Raw genomic sequence first — 16217 nt, forward strand, 5'->3', positions numbered from 1 at the left:
GGACGGGCTGCCGGCGTGGCGCTCTAAGGGCTCTGCCGCAGCGCCGCGTCGAGGAACTCGCGCACGTCGCGCTCGAGCCGACGGTGGAACGCCTCGCGATCGAACCCTTCGCGATCGATGGCGGGCAAGAAGTCCGGGCGCCGCATCTGGGGAGGAAACGGGCTCAGGAACGAGTAATGGTTCGCGTTCTCGACGACCTGGAACGTGACCCGGGCCGGGTCGGGGACGAGGTCGAGGACGAGCTGCCCCTGCCATCTCGGCGCGATGCGGTCGTGCTCCGCCACGAGCAGGAGGATGGGCGCCTCGACGTCCTTCAAGGCGTCGTTGGGCACGAACCAGCACGCAGCGGGGGCCATCAAGACCAGCGCCTTGACGCGCGGGTCCTTCGTGACCGCGACCCTCTGCCCCGGCCCCGTCCAGGGCTGCCCGCCCGCGAGGGCGAGCGCTGTGTAGCCACCCATCGAGTGCCCGATGACGGCGATGTCGTCGCCCAGCAGGTGAGGCCCGAGCTCCGCGTCGGAGAAGACAGCGTCCACCGCCAGCCGGGCGTGCCGCGGCCGGCGCTCCAGGTTCTCGACCGCCTCGGTCAGCGACCGATCGTTGCGGTTGTCCCCGGGGTGCTCGGGCATCGCGACGACATAGCCGCTCTGCGCGAGGTGGGACGCGAGCGTCCGATACGCGAGGGGCGTCCCGCCGCCGCCATGCGAGAGGAGCACGAAGGGGAGAGGGCCGCCGTGCACGGGCGCGTTCCTGGCGACCTCCAGCGAGTAAGGCCCCATCGATACGACCTCGGCAGGGACGTGCGTCGGGTACATCACGAGGACCGGGAACGAGAGGTCGTTCACCGGATCTCGAACGGTCAGGCTGCGGCTGCCGACGAATCGACTCATGCTGGCTTCTCCAGAGGGCATCGGGGTGACGGGAAGACCACGGGGGGTGCGCGTCCGTTTATCAGGAGCTCACCGGCACGACCACCCCGACCTTGGTGACCGACGGTGAGATGACACCGACGCCCCGTGGACCCGCAACCACGGCCGGTGACGCCGGCGGCCAAGATCCGTCACGCGCCGCTGCGGATCCATCCGCCTCGCCGCGCATCCTCCCGAGTGAAGCCGTTGATGTCGCCTTCGCCGAGCGGACGGACGCGCCGGAAGTGGACGTAACGGCCGCTCGGTAACGTGGAATCGAACCGCTCCCCGTGGAGCGGCGGGTGAGCGGGCGCCGTGCTACCGTCGCTCGCGGCGGCTCACGATCGGAGCTGCGCCGCCGAAGGACGACACGAGGTACGCCAGGCGGCCCCGGGGGGCCTTCGACGCTCCGGGCTCGACCCGCGGGGCGGAAGGAGCGCGATGACGCGCGTGGAGAGCTGGTTCGGCATCGCGCGTTCGCTCGCGATGTACTACGGCGTGCCGCGCCGCGGCGGCCGGATGGCTCGTCTTTACGGGCAGTTCGTGACGCCGGGCTCGCTCTGCTTCGACGTCGGCGCGCACGCGGGGGATCGCATCGGCGCGTTCCGCCGCCTCGGCGCGCGTGTCGTCGCCGTCGAGCCCCAGGCCGCGTTCGTCCGCCTGCTTCGTGGCTTCTATGGACGCGACGGGGACGTCGTCATCCTGCACGCCGCGCTCGGTCGGGCGCCGGGACGAGCGCGCCTCTTCGTCAGCGAGCGCGCGCCGACGGTCACGACGCTGTCGCGCGCCTGGATCGACAAGGTACGGAGGGATCCGTCGTTCCGGGGCGTGAGATGGTCCGAGGGCGCAGAGGTCGAGGTGCGCACGCTCGACGCGCTGATCGACGAGCTCGGCGTTCCCGCCTTCGTGAAGATCGACGTCGAAGGCTTCGAGGCCGAGGTGCTCTCGGGCCTCTCGAGGTCGCTGCCCGCGCTCTCGTTCGAATACCTGCCCGCCGCGCGGGAGACCGCGCTCGAGTGCGTCGAGCGGCTCACCTCGCTGGGGGATTACCGCTACAACTGGTCCCGCGGAGAGAGCCTCGTCCTCGGCGAAGCGGCGTGGCTCGACGCGGATGGCATCCGCCGCTTCCTCGCGTCGCTGACCCTCGGATCGGGATCGGGCGACGTCTACGCCCGCCTCGGGGGCTCGGCGCCTTCATCACCCGCACCCGCGCCGACGAGCTCATCGTGAGCTCGCCGAGCTTCGAGCAGCGTCGACATCCTTCATGACCAGCACGCCCGGCGGCTGTCCGGAGGTGCCGGAGGTGATGAAGGACCTCGGTGGAAGTGCGGCGGGCTTGCCCGGAGGTGGTCGAGCACCGTCGGGGAAGTGCGGCGGGCTTGCCCGGAGGTGGTGGAGGACCTCGGTGGAAGTGCGGCAGGCTTGCCCGGAGGTGGTGGAGCACCGTCGGGGAAGTGCGGCGGGCTTGCCCGGAGGTGGTGGAGCACCGTCGGGGAAGTGCGGCGGGCTTGCCCGGAGGTGGTGGAGCACCGTCGGGGAAGTGCGGCGGGCTTGCCCGCGAACGAGCCGGACGGAGAGCGCTGCGTGCCGAGCCGGGGCCCCGCCCGGCGCGAGCCCGCGCCTCCGGCAAGGCGCTTCAGCCGGCGCGGGCGAGCTCGTCCCGCGCTGCGGCCGTGAGCTCGATCGAGCGCACGCGCGCGGCGTGGTCGAAGATCGGCGAGCTCACGATGCGCTCGTCGGCGCGGGTGCGGGTGATGAAGGCGTCCAGCCCGCGCCGCACGGTCTCGGGCGAGCCGGCGACCGAGCGGCCAGCGCCTGCTCCAGTCAGGCTCCGCCGGGCGGAAGTAGCCCATCAGCTCCAGGACGTCCTGCGGGACGCCGTCGGCGTCGCCAGCCAGGTTGCGCCGGAGCGCGCGGGCGGTGACCGGGTCGGAGCCCGGAGCGCGCCCGAGGCCCAGATCGATGCGCCCGGGAAGGAGCGACGCCAGCGTGCCGAACTGCTCGGCGATCACGAGCATCACCGTCGCGCATCGGGGGCGCTCGAGCGAGGGCGAGCTCTTCGCCGGATCGCGCCGCATCGACTGACATCTTCTTCTGCGCCGAACCTTCGACGTCCGGAGGACGGGCGCCGGGCACGGCGTGGCCGGCAGCAACGCTCTCACGCTTCCTAGCAGCCTTCCCTGCTGCGCCGAATCTACCTGCGAGACGTGCTCGCCTGCCCATGCGGCGGGCGGCGCAGGATCCTGGCCGACATCTCGGACGGCGCCGGAATGGCTCAGCATCGCCGTGGACTGGATTCATGAAGCGCTGTTTGACAAGGACTTCGACACGGTCATCTCCCTCCTGGAGAGCCTGCCCATCGAGCCCTCGCCGCCCCCAGCGCAGGCACCAGCGCCCATCCTCGAAGAGCTTATTTTTCGAGCTCACTTGACCCACCTGGCCTTCGAGGGGCAGGTCGATTCGCCCTACTCGGCGTCGGAGGAGGGATGACCCTGCACATCGCGGTCACCTGGCCAAACGCAAACAGCCCGCTTCTCCCGGACAATCTCGCTGACGTGAGATTGGAAGCCGGAGGCACACCGCTCACGCCAAAGCAGACTGCGCCCGGGCGGCGGGAGTACGAGATCCCGGACGGTGCGGCGAAGCTCTCGCTGAAGGCGAGTTTTTCGGTTGCGTTCGGCCCGGTCAAGGGCACGGCCAAGAACCCGGATGTGCTGAACGACGTCGGAGCGATGACCCATGTCGTGCTCCGAGCCCAGCAGGAGTTCGATGTAGTCGACGGCGGAACGCGGCTACGGCCGGTGAATCAACCGGCGTACGCAGGCCCGCATCCGCTCGTTCACATGGTCGGAGCGGCTAATCTTCATGCCGCTGTCTCCATCAAGCTTCGCACGGAGTTCGTCGACATCACGCCGTTCTGGAAAGTCTACGCGGCGGTCTGGAGCTATTACGAGACCGAGCATAAGCCGGGTACCAGGCTCCTGGTGCTCGGCGCGACGGGCGCGACACCGATCATCTGGTTCGCGAGCATCCCGGACGCCTGCCTTCATTGCACCAACGGCTTCGCCTCGTGTCTTGTATTCTTTCGCCCGGAAAACTATATCTATACCCAGGTGAACCAGCCACGCCAGATGGCCGCACTGGCCCGGTATCTCCTTAAACCCAAGGAGGCGGACGATGCAACGGCCCAGTCGTGGGAACGCGACTACATTGCCGGCGACGGATACAACCTCATCCGCTGCGGGTTCGAGGATGCGCTCGCACGGAGCCAGCGCGCTGTGGTGATGCTTCACCCCTGGCCGAGCGGCACGGCTTTCGGCGGCGCAGCGGGCAGCGAGCTGCCAGCTCTCTGCTCCGGCGCGCTTCGCCTGCTCTGGGCCGATCAGCACATCTTCCGGGGGACAGCCAATGTTCGACTCGGCCGTCTCGGTATCTCCGGCTTCAGCCGGGGTGGCGGTAGCCTGTGGCCCGCGCTGACCTCTAACATTGGTCGGGTCGATGAGGTGTACGCCTTCGATTGCGTCGGCACGGACACGAGCGCCGGAACGATCGTGCAATGGTACAATAGTCGTCCCGAAGCGCGGCTCCGGATGGTGGGTGGCGCGTACAACGTCGCGAAGCACCAAGCCATCTACCGAACGATTCAAACTACGAACGGGGTGACGGGGCCGCTCACGCACGTGACAGCGATCCCCGAGAGCAACGAGGGGTATGCGCCCAGGGTCAACCCGCTCTGGGATCACGTCCTCAAGGAGCGGGAGGACCTGCGAAGCCATCCCGATACACGGCATCAATTTGCGATTTTCGGCGGCTACATAGCCCTGCCCGGACCGTTCGCGCTGACGTTCCTGCTACGGTTCCTCAAGGAATCGCTGTTCATGGTCCCTTGAGTGCGCTGAATGCGCCTCTCAGGGGGCGCGCCGGAGGGCACGGCCTTGCCAGGTATAACGACCGCGGCCGCTGCAGACGCGCCGGTACACGTCGCGCGCCGATTGCCATGCCGCACGGCTTTCAGGCGCGGCGCCGCGGTGGGCCGCGTCGACGGCGTTGAGGGCATCATCGCAGGACGAGCCGGCGGCAGCGGCGGCCGAGTCCGAGAACCGGAGCACGCCCTCCTCGACCCGCGGCACGATCGCGACCCTGCAGATGGCCGGGTTCTGGGGAGCGCAATCATCAAGTGCCGCCGAGGAGGGCACGTCGAGTACTGGCCGGAGGGCGCTGCCCTCCGCGACGTAGAGCACCGTGTGTGCGACAAAGGGGACGAGCGCGGCCTTCTGCTCGCGCCCGCGCCAGCAGACAAGCAGCTCGGCATCGGGCAGAACGAGCGTCCCGCTGCAACTGCAGTCGTTGACCGGCTGAGGTGGGCTGACGGCGAGCGTCGACCAGCAGGCAGCGTCGGGCCGCCACCGCACGCCGCGGGCCGTGAGCCAGTCATCAACGTCGAACGGCGTGGCTGCATCGACCTTTGGACGCCCACCCGTCATCGCGGGGATCGGCGCGACAGCGGACGGCGGAGCGAGAACGCCGGCAGATGTCGCGGCGCCACCGGATGCGGTTGGAGTGACGCTGGACGAGGAAAGCGGAGACGTCCCAGACGGCGGTGGGCCGGTGGTGGATGCGTTCGGCGGCACCGGCGACGATAGGTCGCACGCGATTAGGCTCGACGCGGCGAACAGGCGGGTGGTGAACGCGAGGAGGAAGCAAGCGGTTCGGTGCATGTCGGACGCAGGGTATAGCGCGGGGGCAGGTCAGGTCCTGCATGCAAAGGAGGTCTTACGGTGAGCAGCGTGGGTGCGCGCGTGGTCCACGTGATCGGCCTCGGCGCTCAGACGTCGGTCGGCCTCACGTGCCCTCCATGATCGCGCCGGTCCGCGGCGCAATTTGCCGGTTTCGCACTTGGGACCACCTGCGCAACTGCCGCACCGACGACGCGTACGCCCGCCTCGGTCCGGTCCGAGCGTGAGCGTGCTCGAGCACCGTCGCGGGAGCCCGGTGGGCTTGGCCGGAGGTGGTCGAGCACCGCCCCGTGAACGAGCCGGGCTGCGCGCCGAGGCGCCTTCGGCAAGGCGCTTCACCCGGCGCGGGCGAGCTCGTCGCGCACCGCTGCCGTGAGCTCGAGCGAGCGCACGCGTGCGGCGTGATCGAAGATCGGCGAGCTCACGATGAGCTCGTCGGCGCGGGTGCGGGTGATGAAGGCGTCCAGCCAACGCCGCACGGTCTCGGGCGAGCCGGCGACCGAGCAGGACAGCGCCTGCTCGAGGCCGGCGCGATCCAGGGGGCTCAGGTCGCGCTCGAAATCGTCGACCGGCGGAGGAAAGGGCCCCGGCCGGCCACGGCGCAGGTTGACGAAGGCCTGCTGGAGCGACGTCCACAGCCGGCGCGCCTCCTCGTCGGTGCCGGCCGCGACCACGTTGATCCCCAGCATGACGCGGGGCTCTGCGAGCTCGTCCGAGGGGCGGAACTCCCTGCGGTACAGCGCGATCGCCTGCGTCATCTGGCCCGGCGCGAAGTGCGAGGCGAAGGCGTAGGGGAGGCCGAGCGCCGCGGCGAGCTGCGCGCCGAAGAGGCTGGAGCCGAGGATCCAGATCGGCACGCGGAGCCCGGCGCCGGGCACGGCCTGAACCAGCTGGCCAGGCTCCGCCGGGCGGAAGTAGCCCATCAGCTCCAGGACGTCTTGGGGGAAGCCGTCCGCGTCGCCAGCCAGGTGGCGCCTGAGCGCGCGGGCGGTGACCGGGTCGGAGCCCGGAGCGCGCCCGAGGCCCAGATCGATGCGCCCGGGAAAGAGCGACGCCAGCGTGCCGAACTGCTCGGCGATCACGAGCGGCGCGTGGTTCGGCAGCATGATCCCGCCCGCACCGACCCGGATCGTCGAGGTGCCGGCGGCCACGTGCGCGATCACGATCGACGTCGCGGCGCTGGCCACGCCGGCCATGTTGTGGTGCTCGGCCAGCCAGTAGCGGTGATAGCCGAGCCGCTCGGCGTGGCGCGCGAGATCGAGCGAGTTGCGGAGCGCCTGCGCGGCGTCTCCGCCCTGGACGATCGGGGCGAGGTCGAGAACGGAGAAGGGAATCATGTTGGACACCTCGCCAGACTGTTGCACGCCACGGACGGTTGCGGCAGCGCCCGGGGACCGGCGCGGCCCGTGCGCGGTCTCGACGCGGGATCGCGGCGAGGACGCGCCCCGGCCAGCGCGCCCCGGCCAGCGCGCCCCGGCCAGCGCGCCCCGGCCAGCGCGCCCCCGCCAGCGCGCGTCCCCGCCGGCGCGCGTCCCCGCCGGCGCGCCCCGGCCAGCGCGCCCCGCGGCGCTCGTGCCGTCTGGAACGCCATGACGAGGCCGCGCCCGCTGTATTACGCTCGGCTCGTGCGCCGTTCGTCCTTGCCGCTGCGCCGCCTGTCGCAGGTCCTGCTCGTCGTCGCCGCCTCGGCCGCCGCGATCGCTTCGCCCGGGGGAGCGGCCGCGACCCTCTGGCCCAACGTGCCGGAGCAGATCGCGCGCGCGCTCACGTCGGGCGACGCCCTGGAGCGGCGCCTGGCCGCGACCCGCGTGGGCGAGCTCGCCCCGGAGACGGCGATCAGGCTGATCCAGCGGGGCATGAGCGACCCGGACATCGAGGTGCGGCTGCACCTCGCCGGGGCGGCCGTGCGCCTCCGGATGCCGCGCGCGGGGGACCTCGTGATCGAGTGGCTCGGCGAGGGCGACGCGCGCCTGCGGCTCGCGGCCTGCGACGTGATCCGCGCGGCGCCCACGGACCGCTCCGTCGTCGCGCTCGGCCGGGTGCTCGGCGATCCCGACCCGCACGTCCGCCTCGCCGCCGCGACCGCGATGGGCGCGGCGGGGCTCCCGGACGCGGTCTCGCCGCTGCTCGGCCACCTCGACGACACCGCGCCGGAGGTGCGCGCGGAGGTCGCGCGCGCGCTCGGCCGGATCGGCGACGCGCGCGCCGTCGTGCCGCTGATCGGCAAGGTGCAGGACTCGGTGCCGGAGGTCCGCAAGGCCACGGCGCGCGCGCTCGGAGAGCTCGGAGACCCGCGCGCGGTCAGCGCGCTCTTGCTCGCCCTCCAGGACGCATCCCAGGACGTGCGCGTCGAGGCGGTGACCGCCCTCGGCCGGCTGCGCTCGGACGACGCGACGTCGGCGATCGCCGATCTCGTCACGGCGTCGCCGGGGGCCGCGGGCGCGTTCCCGGGGGCGCGGCCGTCCGACAGCGCCACCTCGAGCAACGACGTGCGGGAGGCGGCGCTCCGGGCGCTCGGCCGCATCGGCTCCGACGCGGCCGTGAAGGCGCTGCTCGCGGCGCTCGCGAAGGACAACCCCGCGGCGCCGCGCTCCGCGGTCCGCGACGCCCTCGTCAGCGCCGGCGCCGCGGCCGTCCCCGCGCTCGTCGCCGCGCTCGCGGCCGCGCCGTCGGCCAACGCCGCGGCGGGCGCCGCCCTCGTGCTCGGCGAGCTCAAGGCCAGGGAAGCGCTGCCCGCGCTCGCGCGGGGGATGCAGCGGGGCGTCGTCCCGCTCCGGCACGGGCTGCGCGCCCTCGGCGCGCTCGGCGATCCCGCGGCGCTGCCCGGCGTGCTGGAGCTGCTCGGCGACGGCGACCCCGCGGTCCGCGCGGAGGCCATCCGCGCCGCGACGGCGCTGCTCGATCCAGCGCGGCCCGACGGGCGCGCGGTGGACCCGGCGCGCGCCCTGCTGGTCGACCCGGCGACCGCGCCCGACGAGAAGCTCGCCCTCGTCCAGCTGCTCGGGCGCACCGGGTCGCCGCGCGCGCAGGCGGCGCTGGTGCCGCTCGCCAAGGCGCGCTCCACGCCGCTCCGCCTCGCCGTGATCGAGGCGCTCGGGGCCGCGCGCGCGGCCGGGACGCTCGGCGCGGCCGTGGACGCCGCCCTGCTCGCGGCGCTCGACGACGAGTCGGCCGACGTGCGGCTCCGGGCGGCGATCGCGCTCTCCCGCGTCGCCGGCCCAGGGAGCGCCCGGCCGCTGCTCCAGCGCCTCACGGTCGCGGCGGAGCAGGACCGCGGCGCGCTCGGCATCGCGCTCTCGGGCGCCCTGTCGCGCGCGGACGACGCCGGCGGCGGGGGCGGCGCAACGGACGCGAAGGACGCGAAGGCCGCGAACGACGCGGGCGGCAAGGGCCTCGTCCACGAGGTCGCGGCCGCGATCGCGAGCGCGCCGGACGCCGCGCGCGACGCGCTGATCGAGGGGCTCGGCCGCATGCCGGGGCAGGCCGCGGGCGCCGCGCTCGCGCGGATGGCCTCGGCGGCGCCCATCGACGATCGCCGCAAGATCGCCGAGGCGCTCGCGGGGCACCCGGAGGCCGCGGCCGCGCTCCGCAAGCTCGCGGGCGATCCGGATCCCGGCGTCCGCGCCAACGCGGTCTGGTCGCTGGGCGCGGCGGGGGACAAGGACGCGCTGCCGCTGCTCCTGCCGCTCCTCAAGGACCCCGACGCCGCCGTGGCGGGCAACGCGGCGGGCGCGATCGGGCGCGCCGCCGGCCGCTTCGGGCAGCCGGCCCGCGCGGCCGCGGCGCTCTGCGCGGCGCTCCCCGACGCGCGCCCCTACGTGCGGGCCAACGCGCTCGCGGCCCTCACCGTGGCCGGCGCCCGCTGCGACGGCGACGCGGCCCGGGACCTGCTCGCGCGCGACCCCGCGGAGGCGGTCCGCCTCGCGGCCGCCGACCACCTCGCGCGGAGCGGCGCCGACGACGATCGCCGCGCGCTCGCCCGCTGCGCCGCCGAGGACAGGAACGCCGCGGTCGCCGGGCGCTGCGCCCGCCCCGCGCCGCCCCGCGCGCCGGCCGCCGGCGCCGAGGACGTCGTGGTCTTCGTCGTCCCGTTCGACGCGGGCCGGGGCGGCTCGGTCCGCGACGCGCCGGCCCCGCGCGCGCCCTTCGCGCTCGTGCGCGCGGACGGGCTCATGCGCCTCGGCGTCGCGGACCGGCGCGGAGAGCTCTTCGAGCGCGGCGCTCCCCGAGGGCCGATCCGCCTCACCGTCCCGGCCCCGCTCGTGAAGTGAGCCCGCGCCCGCCGCGCTGAGCCGGACACCATGCGAACCCGACCCGACGTCGAGCTCCGGATGTCCAGGACCGTGCACCCGGGCGACGTCGTCCTCGTCGAGCTGGTGCTCCGCTGCCGCGGGAGGACGCCGGTCGACGCGATCGAGCTCCACCTGGAGGGCATGCAGGTCGCCCGCGTCGAGGAGCGCGTCCTCGTGCCGCCCCACTTCCTCTCGCTGGTCGCCCGCGTCTCGGGGCCGACGACGCTGCCGGAGGGCGAGCAGCGCTACCGCGCGAGCTTCCCGCTCCCCGACGACGCGCCCTGCTCCTACCTCGGCACGCGCGCCGAGATCCGCTACGGCATCACGCTCTCCATCGCGATCCCGTGGTGGCTCGACGTCCAGGAGTCCTACGAGGTGCTCGTCACGCCCCGCCCCGTCACCCGCCCGGGCCGGTCGCCGGCCGCGGGGACCACGGCGCGCGGCGACAGCCCCTTCGTCGAGGTCTCGCTCGACGATCGCGTCTTCGCGCCGGGCGACGAGATCTCGGGGGCGGTGGCCCTCGGCAACGTGCAGGGCCGCGGCGTGCGCGGGATCGAGATCTCGCTGGTCGGCGTCGAGCGCCTCCTCAGCGCCGACCGCTCCGCGCCGAACCGCGCGACCGAGGCGCACCGCTTCACCGCCTTCCGCCGCGCGGACAGCCGCGACGAGGGGCGGGAGCTGCCCTTCCGGTTCCGGATCCCCCGCTCCGTCGCGCCGTCGTTCGACGCCGGCTGGGTCGCCCTCGTCTGGGGGCTCGAGGTGCGCGTCGATCTCGCGCGCGCGGACGGCGTCGTCCACACGACGCCGCTCGTGCTCGGCGTCTTCGACAGCCCGCCCGGCATCGGCGCGATGCGGCGGCAGATCGGCTCCGGGAGGTGGCGCGCCGTCTGGGAGGCGGTCGGCGCGCGCCACGGCCTGTCCCTCGACGCGCTGGAGCTCCGCCTCTCGGGCACGCTCTCCGGCGCCGCGGCGTCGGTGTGGATCGACGCGGGCTCCTCGTCGAGCGGCGCGCTCGTGGGCGAGCTGCGCTGGCCGTCGTGGGGGCTCGACCTGGAGGTCGGCGTGAAGCGCTTCCTGCTCGCGCTGTCGTCCGAGGACGACGAGGGCTTCGGCCGCCGTTACCGCGTGCGCGGGCGCGATCCCGGCCAGGTGCGCGCCGTTGTCGCGGGGCCGCTGCGCCGGGCGCTGCTCGCCTTCGACGACGTCCGGCTGGACGACGAGCACGTGTCGGTCCGGTCGCGGACGCCGGGCCACGATCAGCCCTGGCTCGGCGCGTTCCTGGAGCACCTCGCCGCGCTGGCGGCCGAGATCGGCGCCGCGAACGCGCGCATCCCGCCGCCCACGCCGATGGCGGGGATGCGCGCGGCCTGGGAGCGGTTCGCGGCCGAGGTCCACGGCCGCTTGGAGGTGGGCCGCATGCGCATCCGGGACGCGCAGGTCGACGGCGCGACGTTCCACGTCGACACCTGCTTCGAGCGCGGCCCCCACCCCGAGCGCTCCGAGATCACGCTGGTGGTGGATCCGCCCCTCGACGCGGCGCTCGATCCCGACGATCCCGAGCAGCTGCGCGCCGCGTCGCCGAGGGCGCGCGAGGCGGTCAAGGGCCTGCGGGCCCGCGCGCGCGCGCTCCGGATCGCCCCGCACGCCATCGTGATCACGCTGCCGGCCCCGCTCGAGGACCCCGCCACCCTGCGCGATCTGCTCGGCGAGCAGCTGCACGTGGCGGCGCTCCTGCGCGGCCCGCGCGTCGCCCGCCCGTACCGCTGAGCGGCGAGGAGCGGGCGCCCGGGCGGGGGCTGCGGCGACCGCGCTGGAGCGCGCGGCCCATCCGAGGACGCGCAGAGAGGACGCGCGGGCGGGAGCGCGGCAGCGCGAGCGCGGGAAGGCGAGAGCGCGGCAGCGCGAGCGCGGGAAGGCGAGAGCGCGGAACCGGGAATCCCCTTACGCGGCGCGCGGCTCGCCGATTTCCACACAAAACGCTCGCGGATCCGGGCTAGAGTCCCCGCCCATGCTCGACAAGCTTTCTCGCGAAGAACGCCTCCAGCTGATGCGGTTCATCTGTTCGTTCGCCTGGGCCGACCTCCAGGTGCGCGACCAGGAGCGCGCGTTCGTGCGCAAGATGATCCTGCGGCTCCACCTGGACGCGGAGGAAGCCAAGCAGGTGCGCGGCTGGCTCGAGGTGCCGCCCGCGGCCGACGACGTGGATCCGATGAAGATCCCGCGCGCGCACCGGCAGCTCTTCCTGAACGCCGCGCGCGAGATGATCTCGTCCGACGGCGAGATCGGCGAGGAAGAGCGCGAGAGCCTGAGCCTCCTGGATCAGCTCACGCGCTGAAGCGGGCGGGGGGGGCGACGGATGACGGATGACGGACGGCCGATGAGCCGGTGAGCGGTGGAACGATGAGCACGATGGCGGAGGGAGGGGCCGGCGAGGGCCGGACCCCAGCGGAAATGGGAGCGAGCTCGGCCGAGAAGCCCTGGGTCGGCGTGATCATGGGCGGCAAGAGCGATTACGAGCACCTCGCCGTCACGAGCGAGCTGCTCACGCAGCTCGGCATCCCGCACGAGGTGCGCGTCGTCTCGGCGCACCGCACGCCGGACCGGATGTTCGAGTACGCGAGCACGGCCGCGGAGCGCGGGATCGAGGTGATCATCGCCGCCGCCGGGGGCGCCGCCCACCTGCCCGGGATGGTCGCCGCGAAGACGGTGCTGCCCGTCATCGGCGTGCCCATCCCCGCCACGGCGCTGAACGGGATGGACGCGCTGCTCTCGATCGTCCAGATGCCGAAGGGCGTCCCCGTCGCCACGATGGCGATCGGCAAGCCCGGGGCGGCGAACGCGGCCCTGTTCGCGGCGGCGGTCCTGTCGGGCAAGCACCCGGAGCTCCGCGAGCGCCTCGCCGCCTTCCGCGGCGCCCAGGAGGCGGCGGTGCTACGCGACTCGGTCATCGTCTAGCTCGTCAGGCCTCGCCAGGCCTCGTTTCGCTCCCCCTCGACCAGGTCCTCCGGAAATGCCCATCGCTCCCGGCTCCACGCTCGGTATCCTCGGTGGCGGCCAGCTCGGCCGCATGACGGCGCTGGCCGCCCGCACGCTCGGGTACAAGGTCCACGCCCTCGATCCTGACCCGGACTGCCCGGCCCGTTCGGTGCTCGATCACTGCATCGTCGCCTCGTTCGACGACGTGGCGCAGGCGGCCGAGCTCGCGTCGCAGTGCGACGTGGTGACGCTCGAGATCGAGAAGGTCGCCACGGACGGCCTCGTCGCCGCCGCCCGGTTCGCGCCGGTGCGCCCGTCGGCCGACGTGCTGACCCTGGTGCAGGACCGCGGCGTCCAGAAGGGCTGGCTCTCGCGCAACGGCTTCCCGGTGGGACCCTTCCGCGAGGTCGCGACGAGCGAGCAGCTCCTCGAGGCGACGCGCGCCATGGGCGGCGCGTGCTTCGTGAAGTCGTGCGTCGGCGGGTACGACGGCCGCGGCCAGCTGCGGCTCTCGGGGGACGCGCGCCTGGACGACGGCGGCGGCGGCGCCGGCGGTACCGGCGACCTCGAGCGCGAGGCCGCGTCGCTCTTCGCGTCGCTCGGCGGCCAGCGCTGCGTTGTCGAGCAGGCGCTCGACCTAGAGGCCGAGCTCTCGGTGCTCGTCGCGCGGAGCCCGAGCGGCAAGCTCGCGGTCTACCCGCCGGCGCTGAACCACCACGTCGACCAGATCCTCGACTGGTCGCTGCTGCCGGGCCCGCTCTCGGCCGCGGTGACGGGGCAGGCGGTCCAGATCGCGCTCGACCTCGCGGTCGGCCTGCGCGTCGAGGGGCTGCTCGTCGTCGAGCTCTTCCTGCTCAAGGACGGCCGCCTGCTCATCAACGAGCTCGCCCCGCGGCCCCACAACAGCTACCACGCCTCCGAGGTCGCCTGCGCGACGAGCCAGTTCGAGCAGGCGGTCCGCGCCGTGTGCGACCTGCCGCTCGGCTCGGTCGAGATCGTCCGCCCCGCGGCGATCCTCAACCTGCTCGGCGACGTGTGGCTCGGCGGCGCGCCGCCGCCGTTCGAGGCCGCGCTGGAGATCCCGGGCGTCCGGCTCCACCTTTACGGAAAGCGGGTCGCCCGCCCCGGCCGCAAGATGGGCCACCTCTCCGCCACGGGCCGCACGCCGGAGGAGGCGCTCGTCGCCGCGAAGCTCGCGATGGCCCGGCTCTCGGCGCACGCCGGGCTGCCGCTCCCCGGGCGCTGACGCGCCGCCGGCGGGCCTCCGCCGGCGCACGACGCTCTCCACTGCCGCCCTGGGTGGCGCGGCGCGCGCCGCGCCATCACGTCGACGGTCGACGGACTCGTCCCGTTCGCGTCGATTCATGAGCCGCCGCTGAGCCGCGGCGCAACTGCATGTTCGGGACGGCCCTGGAGGGTAGGGAGGTGTGTTTTCACGTGCACAGGTTCGGCGTCGCCTGCGGCGTGGCCGGCGCCTGGGCGCGACGGCGACGCCGCGGCCGCGCGCGGCGATCTCGGCGGATTCAATGGTCTTGAGCGCTCGTGCGGAGACATCTCACTGTGTCTTCGTCCACAGAGGCAGCGCACGCTGGCCGGGGGGGAATCACGCGCACTGGCTATCAGGACGAAACATCGATATAGGATGCATTTGATCTGAACACACGCCCTGGACTTCAACGAATATCTCGCACAGAGGCGCCGCTGTGGCATGTTCGATTCTTGACAGGTCACGACCGTGGAGACTCCGGCCGTGCCCCTGCTTGCAACCCTGTCCATCTCGGGCGGCGGTGACCGCCGGAGGAGGAGCAAGTCGATGAAAAGAACCTCATTCATGGTGTTGGCGTGCGTGGCGGGCGGGCTGGGCAGCGTGTCGTGCGGGGGGGCGGACGCGGGCGACGACGCCACGCACGAGACTGAGCCCCAGTTCTCCGTCGACGCTGAGGGCGGGGTCTTCACCGGGGATGATGGATTCAAGATCGAAGTGCCGCCGGGGGCCGTCAGCGCGGCGACGGAGCTCACCATCGAGAACATCGTGGACGCCCGCGAAGGCGCGGTAGGTCCCACGTACCGCCTCGGTCCGGAGGGGCAGACGTTCGCCAAGCCGATCAAGCTCACGCTGCCGATCACCGTGGAGCTCGAGGCGGAGCTCGGGGAGAATACCGTCCTCGATGCCTACGGCTTCTCCGCGCCGGCGGGCTCCGACGTCTTCACGCCGCTCGAGCATCACGAGGTCTCTGCCGCGGAGCTCATCACGCAGACCACCTCCGTTGGCATCTTCTACGCCGGGATGATCCCGGCGGGGGTGATGGCGAGCCAGCACGCCTACCCGATGGCGCTCGCCGCCGACGACACCTACCTCTACTTCGCGAGCGGCGGCACCGAGTCCACCGCGCCCGCGGACTCGAACGACGGCTACATCTATCGCGTCAAGCCGGGCACGACCGAGGTGGAGGCGATGACCCCCGCGGATCCCGACCCCAAGGCGCTGTGGGTCAACGCCTCCCACGTGTACTGGGCGAGCGGCGGAGACAACGATCCGATCATCCCTTCGGCGCTCAAGCGCGTCGACAAATCGACCCTGGAGATGGAGACGCTTGTCGAGATCGGCTACGTGCTGAGCGTCACCGGAGACGAGTCGTCCGTCTATTTCGGCGATGGTGACGGACACAACATCTACAAGCTGCCCCTCGACGGCGGCGAGCCCGTCGTGCTCGCCGCCGACGCCGGCGCGCCGGAGTACCTGGCGCAGGACGCAGAGAACATCTACTGGACCGGTGGCTCCCGGACGAACAAGGTCTACAAGGTGGCGAAGTCGGGCGGGGACGTGACCGTCATCGCCGAGAACGAGGGCGAGCCGGCCGGGATCGCGGTGGACGCGCAGTTCGTCTACTGGGCCAACGCCGGTGACGGCGGCGTGTTCAAGGCGCCGATCGGCGGAGGGGCGAAGACGCTGATCTACCAGGGCGGCTCGATGGGGGGGCTGGCCCTCAGGGGCGCGACGCTCTTCTCGACGGACATGAGCCGGAACCGCAGCGTTCAGGCCCACGATCTCGCGAGCAATACGACCGTCGTGCTCGCGCTCGGCCAGCACTTCGCCTGGCGCATCATCGCCCCGGAAGGTCAGGACGTGTTCTGGACCAACGGCGGCGATTATCGCTTCGAAGGACAGATCGTGTCCTACAGCGCTCCTTGAGCGCGCGCCTCCGGCGGCGATCGCGGGCAGCAGGACAGCAGGGGCGAACGCGGCGGAGGGAGCCTGTTCGCCCTCACCGCATTGCACCGAAGTGGCTCGAGAGCGCGCCCTG

The 16217-nt window shown here is 72.9% G+C and carries 12 protein-coding genes and 1 pseudogene; 9 read left to right on the forward strand and 4 right to left on the reverse strand.

Annotation, left to right across the window (positions count from 1 at the left end; all coding sequences use genetic code 11):
- Nucleotides 1-23: 23 nt before the first annotated feature.
- A complete protein-coding gene (locus WMF22_RS09895; protein ID WP_437298845.1) occupies nt 24-890 on the reverse strand; it encodes an alpha/beta hydrolase family protein in 867 nt (288 codons plus the stop codon).
- 459 nt (nt 891-1349) lie between these two features.
- On the opposite strand from WMF22_RS09895, the gene WMF22_RS09900 reads away from it, so the two are divergent.
- Nucleotides 1350-2138: an FkbM family methyltransferase gene (locus WMF22_RS09900; protein WP_437298846.1), complete on the forward strand. Its 789-nt coding sequence runs from the start codon at nt 1350-1352 to the stop codon at nt 2136-2138.
- A 596-nt stretch (nt 2139-2734) separates the two neighbouring features.
- Here the strand turns inward: WMF22_RS09900 and WMF22_RS09905 are convergent.
- Nucleotides 2735-2923: pseudogene (locus tag WMF22_RS09905) on the reverse strand (LLM class flavin-dependent oxidoreductase); the annotation flags it as partial.
- Between the two features lie 271 nt (nt 2924-3194).
- Between WMF22_RS09905 and WMF22_RS09910 the strand changes: the two are divergent.
- Together WMF22_RS09910 and WMF22_RS09915 are read left to right on the forward strand one after the other, a co-directional pair.
- Nucleotides 3195-3398 (forward strand): hypothetical protein, encoded by a 204-nt coding sequence (locus tag WMF22_RS09910; protein ID WP_438035558.1) that lies wholly within the window; start codon nt 3195-3197, stop codon nt 3396-3398.
- Nucleotides 3395-4798 (forward strand): hypothetical protein, encoded by a 1404-nt coding sequence (locus WMF22_RS09915; protein ID WP_438035559.1) that lies wholly within the window; start codon nt 3395-3397, stop codon nt 4796-4798. The genes WMF22_RS09910 and WMF22_RS09915 overlap by 4 nt, the downstream gene beginning before the upstream one ends.
- Nucleotides 4799-4816: 18 nt before the next feature.
- Here the strand turns inward: WMF22_RS09915 and WMF22_RS09920 are convergent, their stop codons facing one another.
- Both WMF22_RS09920 and WMF22_RS09925 read right to left on the reverse strand, forming a co-directional pair.
- Complete coding sequence (locus tag WMF22_RS09920) at nt 4817-5392, reverse strand: hypothetical protein (RefSeq protein WP_437298848.1); 576 nt, start codon at nt 5390-5392, stop codon at nt 4817-4819.
- Between the two features lie 587 nt (nt 5393-5979).
- Entirely contained in the window at nt 5980-6981 is a 1002-nt protein-coding gene (locus tag WMF22_RS09925; RefSeq protein WP_437298849.1) for an LLM class flavin-dependent oxidoreductase, read from the reverse strand.
- 288 nt (nt 6982-7269) lie between these two features.
- Here WMF22_RS09925 and WMF22_RS09930 point away from each other — a divergent pair, with 288 nt between their 5' ends.
- The 6 genes from WMF22_RS09930 to WMF22_RS09955 all read left to right on the forward strand — a co-directional run bounded on the left by WMF22_RS09930 (nt 7270) and on the right by WMF22_RS09955 (nt 16105).
- Nucleotides 7270-9915 carry a HEAT repeat domain-containing protein gene (locus WMF22_RS09930; protein ID WP_438035560.1) on the forward strand — a complete coding sequence of 882 codons (2646 nt, stop codon included), beginning with the start codon at nt 7270-7272 and terminating at the stop codon, nt 9913-9915.
- Nucleotides 9916-9945: 30 nt separating this feature from the next.
- Nucleotides 9946-11703, forward strand: a complete 1758-nt coding sequence (locus WMF22_RS09935) for a hypothetical protein (RefSeq protein WP_438035561.1) — start codon at nt 9946-9948, stop codon at nt 11701-11703.
- 241 nt (nt 11704-11944) lie between these two features.
- A complete protein-coding gene (locus WMF22_RS09940) occupies nt 11945-12271 on the forward strand; it encodes a TerB family tellurite resistance protein (RefSeq protein WP_012234447.1) in 327 nt (108 codons plus the stop codon).
- Nucleotides 12272-12387: 116 nt separating this feature from the next.
- Nucleotides 12388-12891: a 5-(carboxyamino)imidazole ribonucleotide mutase gene (gene purE / locus WMF22_RS09945; protein ID WP_173427451.1), complete on the forward strand. Its 504-nt coding sequence runs from the start codon at nt 12388-12390 to the stop codon at nt 12889-12891.
- 55 nt (nt 12892-12946) lie between these two features.
- Complete coding sequence (gene purK / locus WMF22_RS09950; RefSeq protein WP_437298852.1) at nt 12947-14158, forward strand: 5-(carboxyamino)imidazole ribonucleotide synthase; 1212 nt, start codon at nt 12947-12949, stop codon at nt 14156-14158.
- Nucleotides 14159-14725: 567 nt separating this feature from the next.
- On the forward strand, nt 14726-16105 hold the full coding sequence (locus WMF22_RS09955) for a DUF5050 domain-containing protein (protein ID WP_438035562.1): 1380 nt from the start codon (nt 14726-14728) through the stop codon (nt 16103-16105).
- The last annotated feature ends 112 nt before the right edge of the window (nt 16106-16217 follow it).

The sequence above is a fragment of the Sorangium sp. So ce204 genome, from assembly GCF_051526795.1.
GTDB lineage: Bacteria > Myxococcota_A > Polyangia > Polyangiales > Polyangiaceae > Sorangium > Sorangium cellulosum_B.

Coding starts and splice junctions, on each gene's coding strand:
- WMF22_RS09895 (WP_437298845.1), bottom strand. CDS start 890: ATGAGTCGATTCGTCGGCAGCCGCAGCCTGACCGTTCGAGATCCGGTG.
- WMF22_RS09900 (WP_437298846.1), top strand. CDS start 1,350: ATGACGCGCGTGGAGAGCTGGTTCGGCATCGCGCGTTCGCTCGCGATG.
- WMF22_RS09915 (WP_438035559.1), top strand. CDS start 3,395: ATGACCCTGCACATCGCGGTCACCTGGCCAAACGCAAACAGCCCGCTT.
- WMF22_RS09920 (WP_437298848.1), bottom strand. CDS start 5,392: ATGACGGGTGGGCGTCCAAAGGTCGATGCAGCCACGCCGTTCGACGTT.
- WMF22_RS09925 (WP_437298849.1), bottom strand. CDS start 6,981: ATGATTCCCTTCTCCGTTCTCGACCTCGCCCCGATCGTCCAGGGCGGA.
- WMF22_RS09935 (WP_438035561.1), top strand. CDS start 9,946: ATGCGAACCCGACCCGACGTCGAGCTCCGGATGTCCAGGACCGTGCAC.
- WMF22_RS09940 (WP_012234447.1), top strand. CDS start 11,945: ATGCTCGACAAGCTTTCTCGCGAAGAACGCCTCCAGCTGATGCGGTTC.
- purE (WP_173427451.1), top strand. CDS start 12,388: ATGGGAGCGAGCTCGGCCGAGAAGCCCTGGGTCGGCGTGATCATGGGC.
- purK (WP_437298852.1), top strand. CDS start 12,947: ATGCCCATCGCTCCCGGCTCCACGCTCGGTATCCTCGGTGGCGGCCAG.
- WMF22_RS09955 (WP_438035562.1), top strand. CDS start 14,726: ATGAAAAGAACCTCATTCATGGTGTTGGCGTGCGTGGCGGGCGGGCTG.